General features: G+C 41.4%; 16 protein-coding genes. 10 read left to right on the top strand and 6 right to left on the bottom strand.

Going from position 1 to position 15,693, the window contains the following annotated elements:
* Nucleotides 1–10: 10 nt before the first annotated feature.
* From Q0L00_RS06240 to ade, 3 genes are all read right to left on the bottom strand, one after another.
* Nucleotides 11–1,165 carry a 6-bladed beta-propeller gene (locus tag Q0L00_RS06240; RefSeq protein ID WP_297336005.1) on the bottom strand — a complete coding sequence of 385 codons (1,155 nt, stop codon included), beginning with the start codon at nucleotides 1,163–1,165 and terminating at the stop codon, nucleotides 11–13.
* Between the two features lie 49 nt (nucleotides 1,166–1,214).
* On the bottom strand, nucleotides 1,215–1,412 hold the full coding sequence (locus Q0L00_RS06235) for a hypothetical protein (RefSeq protein WP_297336004.1): 198 nt from the start codon (nucleotides 1,410–1,412) through the stop codon (nucleotides 1,215–1,217).
* Nucleotides 1,413–1,564: 152 nt separating this feature from the next.
* Nucleotides 1,565–3,187 (bottom strand): adenine deaminase, encoded by a 1,623-nt coding sequence (gene ade, locus Q0L00_RS06230; RefSeq protein ID WP_297336003.1) that lies wholly within the window; start codon nucleotides 3,185–3,187, stop codon nucleotides 1,565–1,567.
* Nucleotides 3,188–3,306: 119 nt separating this feature from the next.
* On the opposite strand from ade, the gene cmk reads away from it, so the two are divergent.
* From cmk to Q0L00_RS06180, 10 genes are all read left to right on the top strand, one after another.
* Nucleotides 3,307–4,014: a (d)CMP kinase gene (gene cmk, locus Q0L00_RS06225; protein ID WP_297336002.1), complete on the top strand. Its 708-nt coding sequence runs from the start codon at nucleotides 3,307–3,309 to the stop codon at nucleotides 4,012–4,014.
* Nucleotides 3,995–4,891 (top strand): 4-hydroxy-3-methylbut-2-enyl diphosphate reductase, encoded by an 897-nt coding sequence (locus Q0L00_RS06220; RefSeq protein WP_297336001.1) that lies wholly within the window; start codon nucleotides 3,995–3,997, stop codon nucleotides 4,889–4,891. The genes cmk and Q0L00_RS06220 overlap by 20 nt, the downstream gene beginning before the upstream one ends.
* A 138-nt stretch (nucleotides 4,892–5,029) precedes the next feature.
* A complete protein-coding gene (locus tag Q0L00_RS06215) occupies nucleotides 5,030–6,385 on the top strand; it encodes a Na(+)-translocating NADH-quinone reductase subunit A (protein WP_297336000.1) in 1,356 nt (451 codons plus the stop codon).
* Between the two features lie 5 nt (nucleotides 6,386–6,390).
* The gene (locus Q0L00_RS06210; RefSeq protein ID WP_297335999.1) at nucleotides 6,391–7,605 is read left to right on the top strand and encodes an NADH:ubiquinone reductase (Na(+)-transporting) subunit B; all 1,215 of its coding nucleotides are present in this window, start codon (nucleotides 6,391–6,393) and stop codon (nucleotides 7,603–7,605) included.
* Nucleotides 7,592–8,359, top strand: a complete 768-nt coding sequence (nqrC, locus tag Q0L00_RS06205; RefSeq protein WP_297335998.1) for an NADH:ubiquinone reductase (Na(+)-transporting) subunit C — start codon at nucleotides 7,592–7,594, stop codon at nucleotides 8,357–8,359. The genes Q0L00_RS06210 and nqrC overlap by 14 nt, the downstream gene beginning before the upstream one ends.
* Before the next feature lie 30 nt (nucleotides 8,360–8,389).
* Entirely contained in the window at nucleotides 8,390–9,073 is a 684-nt protein-coding gene (locus Q0L00_RS06200) for an NADH:ubiquinone reductase (Na(+)-transporting) subunit D (protein ID WP_297335997.1), read from the top strand.
* 14 nt (nucleotides 9,074–9,087) lie between these two features.
* Complete coding sequence (nqrE, locus tag Q0L00_RS06195) at nucleotides 9,088–9,699, top strand: NADH:ubiquinone reductase (Na(+)-transporting) subunit E (protein WP_297335996.1); 612 nt, start codon at nucleotides 9,088–9,090, stop codon at nucleotides 9,697–9,699.
* Nucleotides 9,700–9,850: 151 nt separating this feature from the next.
* Entirely contained in the window at nucleotides 9,851–10,471 is a 621-nt protein-coding gene (locus tag Q0L00_RS06190) for a DUF1080 domain-containing protein (protein ID WP_297335995.1), read from the top strand.
* A 58-nt stretch (nucleotides 10,472–10,529) separates the two neighbouring features.
* Nucleotides 10,530–11,084, top strand: coding sequence for a DUF502 domain-containing protein (locus Q0L00_RS06185; RefSeq protein ID WP_297335994.1), 555 nt, complete (start codon nucleotides 10,530–10,532; stop codon nucleotides 11,082–11,084).
* 457 nt (nucleotides 11,085–11,541) lie between these two features.
* Entirely contained in the window at nucleotides 11,542–12,528 is a 987-nt protein-coding gene (locus Q0L00_RS06180; RefSeq protein WP_297335993.1) for a BF3164 family lipoprotein, read from the top strand.
* Nucleotides 12,529–12,631: 103 nt separating this feature from the next.
* On the opposite strand, the gene Q0L00_RS06175 is transcribed toward Q0L00_RS06180, so the two are convergent.
* Genes Q0L00_RS06175 through mnmH form a run of 3 tightly spaced genes read right to left on the bottom strand, consistent with a single transcriptional unit; the run spans nucleotide 12,632 to nucleotide 15,657 of the window.
* The gene (locus Q0L00_RS06175; protein ID WP_297335992.1) at nucleotides 12,632–13,540 is read right to left on the bottom strand and encodes a transporter; all 909 of its coding nucleotides are present in this window, start codon (nucleotides 13,538–13,540) and stop codon (nucleotides 12,632–12,634) included.
* A gap of 49 nt (nucleotides 13,541–13,589) precedes the next feature.
* On the bottom strand, nucleotides 13,590–14,651 hold the full coding sequence (selD, locus tag Q0L00_RS06170; protein ID WP_297335991.1) for a selenide, water dikinase SelD: 1,062 nt from the start codon (nucleotides 14,649–14,651) through the stop codon (nucleotides 13,590–13,592).
* The gene (gene mnmH / locus Q0L00_RS06165) at nucleotides 14,623–15,657 is read right to left on the bottom strand and encodes a tRNA 2-selenouridine(34) synthase MnmH (RefSeq protein ID WP_297335990.1); all 1,035 of its coding nucleotides are present in this window, start codon (nucleotides 15,655–15,657) and stop codon (nucleotides 14,623–14,625) included. The genes selD and mnmH overlap by 29 nt, the downstream gene beginning before the upstream one ends.
* Nucleotides 15,658–15,693: the final 36 nt, after the last annotated feature.

Below are 15,693 nucleotides of genomic sequence, written 5' to 3'. Positions count from 1 at the left end.
AAACAAGAAGTTAATCCTCCAAATCCCGAACTTGAAACTTTAAAATTATGGGCGAATCCATTTCTTCTTGAGCATTCAGTTTAAGACTATATTCGTTTAATTCTTGACTCCAACGATTATTTTCTTTGGCGATTTTATTGAGTTCAAATTTAGGAATGATCAAATAGAATGAATTGCCATTTGCCGCGTACGGTCCTCTGAAAAAGACCATGAAATCTTCTTTATTTGAAAGGTATACTTTATTGGTGGCTTTGTCCAAGAAACCAAATCTGGGATCAATTATGTATTTCCTAATACCGGTCTTCTTCATATTGATGGAGAAGAAAAAGTGGGATTCAGTCTCTTCGTAGAATCTAGAGAGATGAGTTATTTCTGCGGATGCCAATTTTTCAAAATAGTCGTTTAAGTCATGTCTTTTTGATTCGGGCCATAAACTATTGTTAGAAATAAATTGGTATTTTGGTTTCATTTGCAACAGATCACTTATTTCAAAAATTATGGATGATGCAGGCTCATTGAATAGAATTTTTCCAGAACTGTTTCTTGTAAGATGTCCCGAAATTTTTGTTAATCCGATGGGAAAGACATCCTTAAATGGGAAAAATGTTTTTAACGAATCACCATTTGAATTGAATATCCCCAGATTCTTGTTAAATCGATTGAAGTAAGTAAGCGATGCGAAATATTTTCCTTTTAAGATTGAGATTTGATCCATTTGTTCACCGATTGTGGTATTGCCTAAATAGTCCCCTTTCGTTGAATATCTGTGAACCTTGAATGAATTCCCACTTGCAAGATGGATAATTCCGTCCTCATCTATGGAAAAATCAGATATTTGCGGAACTTCTTCTGGCCCGTTGCCAATTTTTCCTATTCGGTTGAGAATTTTTCCATTTGAATTGTATCTAACTAGTATACTAAAACTATCATCGAAGGCATATAAATCCTTATCAAAGACTTGAAGTCTAAAAATATTGGTTAGAAAAATATCTTCTGAGTTTTTTAATTCGATTAAATCACTGAGATTATAGAGATCCAAAAAGTCTTTTGTAAAGGTTTGGTCTAAGTTTATTAAAGTAACTGTTGCTTGATTTGGTTTTATTCCACCCTTTTCATTTACACTACATCCAAAGAGAATTGCTATGACTAATAATCTGAATTTCATTATCTAACTTAAAAAAGAGCCCTTTAGGGCTCTTTAAATTTAAAATAAATTATCCTCCAATTTCCTTATCACACTCATTAGGCATACATCCCATACCCCATTGTTCACATACAGTATAATACTGCATTAAACTTGGACAAATGGTTGCAACAGGCATAAAGACTGATGTGTCATAAGCTTTAGTTTGTGTCGGGTTATACATTACAAATAGCGAAAGAGCAAATGCTCCAATAAATAACTTTCTCATTGTTTTTAAAGTTTAAGTTTTAAAATTAATTTAGATTGAAAAACTTACTGTCTTTCAGATAGATCTGATGGCCATTTGGATCCATAGCAATATGGGGGGGGATTTTAGTTTTGCAAGTATTTTTTCACGTATTTTCATAAGTTTATTTAAACTTATGAAAATACGTTACGAAACTCAAATTTCCGTCCATCAAACAACCCCTGATCACTCAGCTTCAAATCCGGAATGACCAGCAAGGCCATAAAGCTCAGGGTCATAAAGGGAGAATTTAGGGTGGAGCCCATTTCCTTGGCCATTCGGTCGATCCGGGTATAGGCTCCCGCAACCTGATAGCCGTCTTCGGGAGACATAATGCCGCCAACAGGAAGAGGCAAGACTTCCTCTTTTACTCCCGAAACTGCCGATACGCCGCCTTTTGTCTCGATCAGGAGATTGACTGCTCTACAAATAGATGCATCATCAATTCCCACGGTTATAATATTGTGGGAGTCATGTCCCACTGAAGAAGCAATGGCTCCGGTTTTTATTCCGAAATTTTTGATAAAAGCTACCGCAGGAGGAGCATCTTCATACCGATTGACGACGGTGATTTTTAGGATGTCTTTTTCCGGATTGGATTCCGCAAAACCGTTTCGTATTAAAATTTCTCCTTCGATCTCAGGGGTGATCAATTGCCCGTCCAAAGCTTCGATGACTCTTACTTTTGTCCCTGAAGCAGAAAGTCTAAAATCTTCCTCCTTCTTAAAGGAAGTGTGGAAGTTGTTGATCACCTCATTTTTGATCCGGGGAATCAGGGTCTTTCCGGCTTCAGCTACTTTTTGGCCTTTGATATAGGTGGCAAGGACTTCAAACTTTTCCAGATCCTTCACCAGAATAAAATCAGCAGGATCGCCTTCTCTAAGTTGGCCCACCGGTAAGGAATAATGTTCGATGGGATTCAGGCATGCTGCTTTCAGTACATCAAAAAGATCTTTTCCTTTGGCGATTGCCCGCGCTGCGAGTTCGTTGATATGACTGATCGCCAGATTGTCTGGATGCTTGTCATCGGAGCAGAACATGATCATCTCCGGGTACTCATCAATCAGGTCGATCAGGGCCTCGAAGTTTTTAGCCGCCGAACCTTCCCGAATGGCGATTTTCATCCCGAGTTTGATTTTGCCTAACGCTTCCTCATAAGTGAAGCATTCATGGTCGGTGCTTGGCCCAGCTTTGACATATTTTTCTGCCAATTCACCCATCAATCCCGGTGCATGCCCGTCGATGGGTTTGCCGTATTTCTGGGCGATCCTTATTTTTTCCATGACCACTGGGTCTTGATTGACAGCGCCTGGCCAGTTCATCATCTCTGCGAGGTAAAGAATTTCCGGGCGGCTCATCAGCCCCTCGATACCCTTCACATCGATTTCCGCTCCAGCGGTTTCAAAAGGCGTCGCCGGGACACAAGACGGTGCACCAAAAAAGAAATGAAACGGGACTTTATTTCCATTTTCGATCATGTAATTGACTCCTTCGACTCCGCAGACATTGGCGATTTCATGGGGGTCGGAGATAGTGGCCACCGTACCGTGAACTACCGCCAATCGGGCAAACTCGGAAGGGACTAGCATTGAAGATTCCACATGAACATGCGCATCGATAAAACCAGGTAGCAAAAAGGGGAGATCTCCTCTGGCAAAAGTCGGCTGAATGCTAGCAATTTTCCCATGATTGATTTTAAGTTCTACCGGGTAAATTCTTCGGTGTGGAATGTCTACAAATTGTGCAATACAAATCATGAAAATGTGAGTTAAATCAGGAAAATAAAAAGAGGGATATTCTTCTCTCCAAAATTCGTTTGGATTAAAACTACTATATTTGCAACTGAATTAAAAAGCCGAACTGGATCCTTTTTTAAATGGGGAAAATAGTCATTGCCATTGATGGGTACTCGGGTTGTGGAAAAAGCTCCACCGCCAAAGCCGTAGCAAAAGATTTGGGCTACACTTATATTGACTCGGGTGCCATGTATCGGGCAGCAACCCTTTATTTTTTAGAAAATTACCTAAATCCTGCCAATCCTCGTGACGTAACCAAAGGGCTGAAAAATCTGGAAATCACTTTTCATCCTAATCCAGATACTCAAAAGCAAGAAACGTATTTGAACGGACTCAATGTAGAGAACGAAATCCGAAGCATGCGCGTATCTGAGAAAGTGAGTGAGCTAGCCAAAGTGAAGGAAATCCGTTCCGAACTCGTAGCACAGCAGCAGCGTTTGGGTAAGAAAAAAGGAGTGGTGATGGATGGGAGAGATATCGGATCCGTTGTTTTTCCGGAGGCTGAATTAAAGGTGTTTATGACCGCGGACTTGGAGACAAGGGCCTATCGCAGACAACAGGAGCTGTTGGAAAAGGGAGATTTGGTTGACTTAGATCAAATTCAAAAAAATCTGGCTGAGCGAGATCGAATCGATTCCTCCAGAACAGAGAGCCCATTGAAAAAAATGGAAGATGCAGTGGAGATTGATACGAGTCATATAAGTTTTGAAGCGCAAGTGGCACAGATCGTGCATTTGGCACAGCAGAAAATTGAAACACAAAAAGATTATGCAGGTAACCATCGATAAAAATTCCGGGTATTGCTTCGGAGTCGAATTTGCCATCAAAATGGCAGAAGATGAGATGGAGCAATCCGAAAAATTATATTGTCTTGGCGATATTGTCCATAATGATATGGAGGTCAAGCGATTGGCTGAAAAAGGCCTCGTCGTTATTGATCGTGAAAAGCTTGCAGATCTCAATGATTGCAAGGTTTTAATTCGCGCACATGGTGAGCCGCCTGAAACCTATAAAACAGCAATTGAGAATAATATCGAACTCATCGATGCCTCTTGTCCCGTCGTTCTAAAATTACAACATCGGGTCAAGACAGCTTTTGATAAGATGGAGCGGGAGCAAGGGCAGATTGTCATCTATGGCAAAAAAGGCCATGCAGAAGTGATTGGACTGACTGGACAAACGCTGGAAAAAGCCATTGTAGTCATGGAAGAGTCCGACTTGGATAAAATTAATTTTAATCGCCCGGTCACTTTATTCAGCCAGACCACCAAAAGTACCAAAGGCTTTTATCAAATATCTCAAAAAATCGAGGAACGGATCAAAGCTGCAAAAGGGCAACTAACTTCAGTTGACTTTAATGCCAATGATTCGATTTGTCGCCAAGTTTCAAATAGAGAGCCTCAACTTCAGCGGTTTGCAGAAGAAAATGATGTAATTTTATTTGTCTCCGGTAAAAAGAGTAGTAATGGTAAGGCCCTTTATCAAGTATGTCTAAGCCAAAATCCTCGAAGTTATTTCATCGAAAACGAAACAGAGCTCGACCCTGAGTGGTTTCATCCTACAGATAAGGTGGGGATTTGTGGAGCCACATCCACACCAATGTGGCTCATGGAACAAGTCAAAACCCACCTAGAGTCGTTGGAGGAAAATGTGCTTCCGGCTTAAATCCAAAATTCACCATTTGGAAAAATGGAAGGCCACTCCCGAGAAAGTTCAAAGATAAAAGTTCTTTTCGCCTCAAAATAATAAGGTTATTTATTAGATTTGAGGCGTTTTTCAAAAGCTCATAGTTCAAAAACAGATATGTCTAAAATAGTGAAGCTTAAGAAAGGTTTTGACATCAACCTGGCAGGAAAAGCCAAGCAAGAGCTTGCTGATTTTGCCCCCGCTCAAACTTTCGCCATTAAGCCTACGGATTTTATTGGTCTTCAGCGGCCCAAAGTCCTTGTTCAAGAGGGAGATACCGTAAAGGCCGGTACCCCGATCCTGTTTGATAAAGCCATGGATCAGGTCAAATATGTGGCACCGGTTTCCGGCGAAATCGTCGAAATCAAACGAGGAGAAAAGCGAAAATTGCTTGAAATCAAGATTTTGGCTGACAAAGAAGTCGCCCGAGAAAACCTTGGTAAAATTGATCTCAAGTCAATCCAACGTCCTCAATTGGTTGAAAGACTCGCCGAAAGTGGCGTTTGGCCAAATTTGATTCAGCGTCCTTTTGGCGTAGTTGCCAATCCGGAGGATACTCCCAAAGCTATTTTCATTTCTGCTTTTGACACCCATCCGCTTGCCCCTGACTTGGGTTTTGCCTTACAGGGTGAGGATCAGTATTTTCAAGCAGGATTGGATGCTTTGGTTAAATTGACTTCGGGAAAAGTTCATTTGAATGTGGACGGGTCTAAATCAGTTCCTGCTATTTTCTCGGGAGCGAAAGGCGTTCAAATCAATCAATTTACTGGTCCGCATCCCGCAGGAAACGTAGGAGTTCAGATCCATCATTTGGATCCAATTAATAAGGGAGAGATCGCTTGGACGATCAGTCCGCAAGGGGTGGTTCAGATTGGTAAACTGGTGGTTGAGGGAGTCTATGACGCGACCAAAGTGATTGCCTTAACTGGTTCAGAATTGACTAAAGCGGTCTATGTGAAAACAACTTTGGGTTCTTCGGTTTCTACTTTTGTTAAGGGAAATCTCAATAGTGGCCATGTACGTGTCATTTCTGGTAATGTCCTTACCGGTGAGAAAATCGCACTGGAAGGTTATTTGGGTTTTTACCACCATCAGATTACAGTCATTCCAGAAGGTGATTATTATGAGTTTTTGGGCTGGGCTAAGCCAACCACAAAAAAACTTAGCTACCATAGAGCGCTCGGTTTACTTTCGTTTTTGAATCCTAAAAAAGAATATGTTTTGGACTCGAATGCAAGAGGGGAAGAACGGGCTTTTGTGCAGACAGGAGTATTTGAATCAGTGACTCCGATGGATATCCTTCCGGTTTATTTGTTGAAAGCCATCATGGCCGAAGACTTTGATGAAATGGAAGAGTTGGGTATTTATGAGATTGTAGAGGAAGATTTGGCACTTTGTGAGTTTGTCGATGTGTCCAAGCATCCCGTGCAGGAGTTGGTAAGAAAAGGTATAGAATTAATCCAATACAGTTAATCCATATGAAGTTTCTAAGAGATTTAATGGACAAGCAGCGACCTCTATTTGAAAAAGGAGGAAAGCTTGAAAGTTTATATTACGCATTTGAGGCTGGGGAAACATTTTTGTTTTCACCCAACCATACTACGGGTATCAAAGGAGCGCAGGTAAAAGATGCGATCGATCTAAAGCGAATGATGATCACTGTCGTGGTGGCTATGATTCCAGCTTTGCTTTTCGGTATTTACAATACGGGGCATCAGCATTTACTCGCTGTGGGAGAGACCGCAGGCCTTTGGGAAAATTTTGGGGATAAATTGATCATTGGACTTCAGCTTGTTTTGCCGATCGTGATCGTCGCCTATGCCGCGGGTGGCCTAGTGGAGGCTACATTTGCCGTTATCCGAAAGCACCCGATTAATGAAGGTTTTCTAGTGACAGGGATGTTAATTCCGTTGGTTGTACCGGCTACAACGCCTCTATGGCAAGTGGCTTTAGCTACCATTTTTGCGGTAGTAATTGCCAAAGAAGTCTTTGGTGGCACAGGAATGAATATTTTGAATGTGGCCATGACCGCTCGGGCATTCTTGTACTTCGCCTATCCTGCCCAGATTTCTGGAGATTTGGTTTGGACTTATTTAGGAGAAAAGACCGCTGTGGATGGTTTCTCTGGAGCGACGGCACTCGCAGTAGCCTACAACGCGGGAATTGATAATGTGCCTGTCACAGAGGCACTGGCAAATCACAATACTGCACTTGGTTCAGATTTATTTAGCTTTACCAATATGTTTATGGGTTGGATACCCGGGTCCATTGGGGAAACTTCCACGTTAATGGCTCTAGTCGGAGCAGTGATTTTGATCGCAACTGGGGTAGCCAGCTGGAAAATCATCGTGTCGGGATTTGCTGGTGCTTATTTGATGGGCTTGGTGATGAACCTATTGGCAGTGAATGAATACATGGCTATGCCTCCGCAATATCACTGGGTGATGGGAGGCTTGGCATTTGGAATTGTCTTTATGGCTACAGACCCGGTATCAGCCTCGCAGACCGAAACTGGTAAATGGATTTATGGATTATTAATTGGTATGCTGACCGTGATTATCCGAGTGACCAATCCAGCTTATCCTGAAGGAATAATGCTAGCCGTTCTATTTATGAACGTCTTTGCTCCACTGATTGATTATTATGTAGTAAAAGCTAACAAAACAAGGAGGTTACAACGTGCAACAGTCTAACGGATATATCATTGTATTTTCGGTCATTTTGACCGTAGTCTTGGGTTTGTTACTTTCGGGTACATCCCAGGTATTAGGTCCAATGCAGCGTGAAGCTGAAGCATTGGACAAGAAAAAACAGATTTTAGGTGCAGTAATTTCTGCAGAAGAAATTGATGCGATGGCTCCCGAAGAGGTGAATGAATATTATAACTCCCGGATTTCCTCCATCGTGGTCGATATTAATGGTAAAGAGGTTACCGAGCAAGATGGTGCTTCAGTTACCGCTGAGACAGTAGATATTGGTAAAAACTACAAAAGACCTGCTGAAGAGCGACTTTACCCTGTATTTATATTTCATGAAGAGGGAAATCCTGAAGCAGTTGAATCCTATGTATTCCCACTTTATGGAGCAGGCCTTTGGGATGCAATCTGGGGCTATATGGCTTTGGAAACTGATATGAATACGGTTGGAGGGATTACTTTGGCACACGCGGGAGAAACCCCAGGGCTGGGAGCTAGAATCACTGAAGGTGAGGTTCAGAACCGGTATGTAGGAAAGAAAATTTACAACGATTCTGGGGAGTTAGTAGCGATTGAAATGCAAAAAGGAGAAGGGAAAGATTATTCTTCAGATCCGCATAAAGTGGATGGAATGTCTGGAGCCACGATCACTGCAAACGGTGTAAACGCCATGGTAGAGAATTATTTGGGTCATTATCAGGCTTACATTGATTCCAAAAAATCAAATCAAGCTGTAGCAGCAGCTAATTAATTATATAGAATCCACTGAATAAACAACACTATGAGTGCTGAAACAGTAGAAAAAGCAATTGAAAAAAAGCCAGCAGAGGCACTTTTTTCGAAGCGAAGAAAAAAATTAGTAACAGACCCTCTAGTAGACGATAACCCGATCACCATTCAGGTATTGGGGATTTGCTCTGCGCTTGCAGTTACCACACAAATGAAGCCTACCTTGGTGATGGCTATTTCGGTAATTTTCGTGGTTGTCATGTCCAACTTGGTCATTTCACTTATGAGAAATACCATCCCAAGTCGAGTGCGAATTATTGTACAATTGGCAGTAGTCGCGACCTTGGTAACCTTAGTTTCGGAAGTTTTGAGGGCTTTTGCCTATGACATGTATAAGGAACTTTCTGTTTTTGTCGGGCTGATTATCACCAACTGTATTGTAATGGGAAGACTGGAAGCTTTTGCTTTGGGGAATAAACCCTACGATTCAGTGCTTGACGGATTTGGATCTGCCTTAGGCTATGCTTGGATTATTCTTGCGGTAGCTTTCTTTAGAGAGCTGTGGGGTTCAGGTTCGGTGTTTGGGATTCCGGTATTTGATTACGTATCTGGAATATTTGGCTCGGATTTTCAATTGGCGACTAACGGATTGATGGTTTCTCCTGTTGGAGCGTTTATCATCCTCGGGTTGATTATTTGGATACAGCGGACGAAAACTGGTTACGTAGAACACTAAAATCGAAAGAAGAAATGGATTTATTTAGTTTAGGTATTCGGTCGATCTTTATCGACAATATGGTTTTTGCTTACTTCCTGGGAATGTGTTCATTTTTGGCGGTTTCCAAAAAAGTAAGTACAGCTCTTGGACTTGGGGCAGCAGTAATCTTTGTACTAACGGTGACTGTTCCAGTTAATTGGCTTTTGAATGAATTTGTACTTAAAGAAGGAGCTTTGACCTGGGTAAGTGGAGAACTAGCTAGCATTGATTTGACTTTCCTTCGATTCATTATGTTTATCGCCATTATTGCTGCGATGGTGCAGTTAGTTGAAATGGTGGTAGAAAAATTTGCTCCTGCACTTTATGGTGCATTGGGTATTTTCCTGCCCTTGATTGCGGTAAACTGTGCAATTCTTGGTGGTTCCCTATTTATGGCTCAACGAGACTACACGCTTGCCGAATCAGCCGTTTATGGTTTCGGATCGGGTACGGGTTTCTTTTTGGCGATCGTAGCTTTGGCTGCCATCCGCGAAAAGTTGAAATACTCTCATGTTCCTAATGGATTAAAAGGATTAGGTATTACCATGCTTTTGACTGGATTGATGGGGATTGCCTTTATGTCCTTCATGGGAATTGATTTGTAAGGATTTACTTCTAAAATTTCAAAGCCCCGAAGAGTGATTTTCGGGGCTTTTTCTTTAGGTATTAAAAGTGGGCATTTGGCTTTTGTTTCAATGGTCGATCAGATCCCAAGAATTGTTTTTAACTTTAATTTCAAACAATATACAGCCTATCATGAAAAACCTATTTGCAATCCTAGCCTTACTCATGTTCAGTTTTCCCGTTTTTTCTCAACAAGGGGAATGGATCGAACTTTTCAATGGAGAAAATCTCGATGGATGGAAAATCTCTGAAAATCCCGAATCCTTTCAAATAGTCGATGGTCAACTCAAAGTGGAAGGTCCTCGTGCCCATGCTTTTTACAATGGACCTGTGGGGAATCATGATTTTGATAATTTCGAATTGATGGTAGAGGTGAAGACCATGCCCAAGGCCAATTCGGGTATTTTTATTCATACCGAATACCAAGAAGAGGGTTGGCCAAATGTAGGTTATGAAATTCAAGTCAATCAATCCCATTCCGACTGGCGAAAAACAGGAAGCGTCTATTCATTTCAGGATGTGCGTGAGGTATTCGTAGAGGATGGAGAGTGGTACTCTCAGCATATCATCGTTGAGGGGGGTAAAATCATCGTGAAAATCAACGGGGAGACAATCAATGAATACGATGAGTCTGAAATGAGGACGGGTGACTTGGGAACTAAAAAACTCAGCTCGGGTACCCTTGCGCTGCAAGCCCATGATCCTGAAAGTGTAATTTACTATCGAAGCGTGAAAATCAAATTATTGGATTAAATTCCGAAATCTAAAATAATTTCGATGTTTCAAACCTCTTTTTCTTAACTGACTTAGTATGGCATTTACCTATCGAAGAATAGTGGCCTATTTTCTCCGGGGCTTGCTGTTTTTGACCCCCTTGGCAGTGACAGCGTATGTGATTTATGCCATATTCCTCTTCTTGGACAACCTGATTCCTGTACCTATCCCGGGTATAGGAATCCTGATGGTTTTGGGTTTGATTACATTTATCGGCTATCTGGCTAGTTTATTTTTGACTGGACGGGTGTTCGAGTGGTTTGAGCGGGGATTGGTGAGGATTCCTTTGGTTAATTTACTCTATACCTCCATCAAAGATTTGATGGGGGCTTTTGTGGGTGAGAAGAAAAAGTTTAGCGCGCCGGTCATTGTGCAGGTTTCTGAGAATCTATCCCGTCTGGGCTTTATTACCCAGGAAGACTTGTCTATTATCGGTGAACCTGAACTGATCGCGGTATATTTTCCGCACAGTTACAATGTTTCCGGAAATGTATTTTTGGTGCCTCGGGACAAAGTCAAACCACTCCAAGGAGTTAAAAGTACCGATGTGATGAAGTTTATGGTTTCTGGCGGGGTTTCGAGTTTGAAATAATTTTTCAAAAAATTTAACTAATTCCTTGTTTCTTTCTTTCTTTCTTTCTTTCTTTCTTTCACCTGTCATTTTAATGGCATTTAATTTATTTTACACTTAAACTCTTTTATCATGTTTTAAAAAATCAAGGTTTATTTTGCGGGGCTAGCCCTGCTTCTTGTGTCCTCCATTCCATCAATGGGTCAGAGCGAGGAGCCTGTGGGCCCAATTGATTATTTCAGTTGGATTTGCTGCCAATCCACAAGTACAGGATGCTGGGATATGGATGGTACCTTGTGGCGTACAGATTATAAGCTCTATGATCATCCAACTTGTCCTTAAATTTTAGAATAGGGAGATTTATTCTCCCTTCTTTATTTTATTGTTTTCGACTATCATTTTATATATGAAATTAAAATATTACCTATTTCTATTCCTTTGTTCATTTTGCGCATGCTCAGAATCAGACGAAAATATTTTGAATCTAGATGAGCTTGAGGTTATTCAACTTATTTCCGAGAAAACATATTTTGAACAAATTATTGATCCCCTTGATATTTATAGTGATGGAGATTTTTTGATCATTCTAGAAGATAGGAGAATCTCTTTTGATCTTCCTCTTGTCCATATTTTAAAAAAGAACCCTTTGACCTATTTTAATTCTAAAGGTGTAAATGGATATGGCCCCATGGAAATTCCTTCTGCTGATATGTTCAATCAATTAGAATCAGATAGTTCCTTTTTAATTTATAGTGGAACAGATCGTAAATTTGTAAAGTATGATATCTATGATAGTTCTAGGCTGGCAGTTTCAGAATTTAAAATGCCTTCGTCAAATACTGTTCTAGGCTATGCTTATCTTTTACCTGATTCTTCATTTTTTGGGATACCCACATTTGACAACCATAAGTATTTAAAAGTTGATTTTTATGGAAGTGAAATCAAGGGCTATGGTGAATGGGAACAGATAGAAGGAAAAGAGGACATGTCCTATTTCCATCACTTCACATTAAATGATGGCTGGTTTCGTACAGATGATGATTTTAATTTATTTGTAAAAGCGTCGATTTTTCGAGATAGGTTAGAAATTTTCTATCCTGAATCTGAAGAAATCAAAATTATTGATGGGCCTTCCTTAATGCTTCCCCCTTTTGAATTTTACCAACCTAATGATGGGGTGAATATTCCGATTTCTAATCCATTTCGTTATCGAGATGTTTATATTACAGATAAATTTATTTTTGCTTTATATGGAGGTTTTAGTCATGACCACTATTTTAAAACCAATGAATTAGCCAGAAAAATTTTCGTTTTTTCGAGGGAAGGTCAGCCTATTTACAATTTAGAACTAGACCGATCTATTAGTTCGATTGTGGTAGATCAAGAACAAAATAAAATATTTGGATTAACCACCGACGAAGACCCTGGAATAGCTATTTTTGATTTACCGGAAGAATTGCGGTAGAAATTATTGTTTGCCTCACAATGGCGAAGCACTCCAAGGCGTCAAAAGCACCGATGTGATGAAGTTGATGGTTTCTGGCGGGGTTTCGAGTTTGAAGTGAAACTCATCTGTAATACCTCACAAAAGCAATCCACTCCCCATCCGGTGACCAAGAGTGCACATTGATGGTGCCTTGGCCGCCGTAAAACACGCCAGTCAGGTCTTGGATTTCCTTGGTTTCTACGTCGAGTAATCGAAGCTTCACGTCTTTGCCAAAGGGATGTGCACCTTTTTGGTCTTCGAGGTAAGAAATGATCACTGCGCTTTTATTGTCCGGTGAGGGATGGGGAAACCAGTTGTCCAACTCATCAAAAGTCAGTTGCTCTTGTCCGCTCCCATCGGGTTTCATCCGATAGGCTTGCATCCTTCCGGTTCGGTGGCTGTTGAAGTAGATCCATTTGCCATCGTAGGAATATTCCGGTCCATCATCCAGCCCTTCTGTGTCCGTTAATCGGATTTCCTCTCCGCCCACAGTCGGGATGACAAAGATGTCCCAGGCTCCATCTCGCTCAGCACAGTAGGCGAGCATTTGTCCATCCGGGCTGATGCCATGCCAATAGCTGGGATAGTTTGGGGTAATGAGCGTAGGTTCGCCTCCTGCCATGGGAATGGTGTAAATACGCGAGCTTTTCCCTTCGTCATTTTTGCTGAAAACCAGGGTTTCCCCATCAAAGCTGATTCCGTGGTCATTATTAACCCGGGAGATTTGATCAGGAAAAAGCTGACCCAACTTGGTGCCATCCAAAGCGACTTTTTCCAGCTTTCCAGCGGCATTGATCAATAAATAATTTCCATCACGCGACCAATTGGGTGCTTCAAAATGCCGCTCTTCTTTCAGAATTTGTTTTTCTTCCCCGGTTTTGACATTGAGGATGACCAATTCACTTTGGATTCCTTCGGGTACTTGAGCGATTCCCATACTTCTTGTGAGGAATAAAATGAGAAATGAAAGATAGGTTAGGTTGAGTTTCATGCTGGGGAGATTATGTACACTTCCAAGTTAGTAAACCTATCGCTTTTCTTTATACAACCTCAACCACGAAATCTCCCTTTGCTGTAAAATTTCCAACATGCCAAAAAACTTGCTTTTCGAGTTTCATCGTTTTTTCAAACCAATCCAAATTTTCAGGAGCTACCGAAATCAGTAAGCCTCCGCTGGTTTGAGGATCGCATAGTTTAACCAGTTCCATTCCCTTCACCCCTTTGGTTTTGGTATTGTACGCATTCCAGTTACGGTAGGTGTTATCAGGGAAAATGAACTGATCAATGTATTCCTGAATGCCCTCGATCAATGGAAGCTGGTCTAGTTCGATTTTTGCCGATAATTCAGCCCCTTCTGCCATTTCAATCAAATGACCCAATAATCCAAAACCCGTCACGTCGGTCATCGCATGAACCTCTTCGTGATTTCCCAAAACTTGCCCGATGGAATTGAGCCGGCAGGCGGTATCCAAAAGACTGAGGTAATCCTGGTCTTTGATTTTTTCACGTTTTAGTGCTGTCGCCAACACTCCGATCCCTAGTGGTTTGGTCAAAAAGATCAAGTCGCCAGCTTTAGCACCCCGGTTGGTTTTTATTTTTCGAGGATGAATTACCCCATTCACCGAAAGCCCGAAAATTGGGTCTTTTGCTGCGATGCTATGACCTCCAGCCAACTCGATGCCAGCTGCTTGGCAGACTTGTTTAGCCCCTTCCAATACTTTGGCTGCGAGTTCTGGTGCAAGTTTTTCTACGGGCCAACTCAAAATAGCATTGGCAAAAAGTGGTTTCCCCCCCATTGCATATACATCTGAAATGGCATTTGCAGCCGATATCCGTCCAAAGTCAAATGGATCATCGACAATCGGGGTAAAAAAATCCACGGTATTGATCATGGCCAAATCCTCGGAGATCTGATAAACCGCCGCATCGTCTTTAGTCGAATTTCCTATCAATAAATTGGAGTCAACTTGTAGGTTTGATCCGCTTTGGGAAAGAATCTGATCTAATATAGCCGGGGCGATTTTACATCCGCAGCCGGATCCTTCGCTCCATTGGGTTAGTTTTATGGGTTGATCAGTCATGGCATTGTTTTTTAGTTTCAATTAAAAGTTTGACCTGATTGGTCAAGGATTTTCCTTCAAAATCCATTTCAATGATTTGATTGTTATGATGGTTTTTAAGGTCATAGTCGTAGGTTTTATCATAGTACATCAACAAATTGGCAATCCAAGATTGGTTATTTCCTTCTTCCACATCTGTTATCGCTTGCTGAGTTCGAAGTCCTCCGAGTCGCTTTCCCAGCCGTTTAATTGCTGCGATAAGATCACTTTTCGGAAGGCTTCCATATTCCTTTGCAATGTGTCGGATTCGTTCCTCTGTTGATTTTTGGATATCAATCAGACAGGATGTTTGCATTTGCTCAAAAAACCGATCGGGTAAAATAGTTCGACCTATTTTTCGACTTTCATTTTCTACCCAAATGGGAATTTCTGGATTGGTTTGTAAGAGTTTCTCGGCTAATAGATTTTCAAACTGCTCCACACTGGGTTGTGGGGCTTGCCCGATGGCTCCAAAGGAAGAACCCTTGTGATTGGCCAGGCCTTCCAAGTCGATGATTTGCTCCCCATTTTTTCCCAGTTCCTGCAAAAGCACCGTTTTTGCTGTTCCAGTCTTGCCCCCAAGTATGATCATTTTCCGTATTTTTCGCACCTCTTCAAAAGTGAAGGATCGATAGGTTTTATAGCCTCCCTTGAGTCGGAAAACTTCAAATCCTACCATGCCTAACACCCAAGATAGGATTTGACTTCGCATACCACCCCTCCAGCAATAGAGCAAAACTTTTTTCACTGGGAAACGACCAAGCGCTTCTTTTTGGATGGAATGAAATCTGGGGCCGACCAATTCAAATCCTTTTAAAATAGCTTCCTGATTCCCCTTTTCCTTGTAGAGCGTACCGACAATTGCCCGTTCCTGATTAGTTAAAATTGGCAAATTTATCGCTCCAGGAATGTGGCTCTGTGCAAATTCTCCCTCACTCCGGGCATCCAAAATGGGAAGTGAGTTTCGCAGCTTAAAAAATTCCTGAAGGGAAATCAATTTTTCATTCATGGGGAGTGAAATATAAAAAAAGCCACAGGAAAAACC

The sequence above is a fragment of the Algoriphagus sp. genome, from assembly GCF_024305035.1.
Lineage (GTDB): Bacteria > Bacteroidota > Bacteroidia > Cytophagales > Cyclobacteriaceae > Algoriphagus.
Note: the sequence above shows the minus strand (reverse complement) of the source record. Positions and strands in the feature narration are given on the sequence as shown.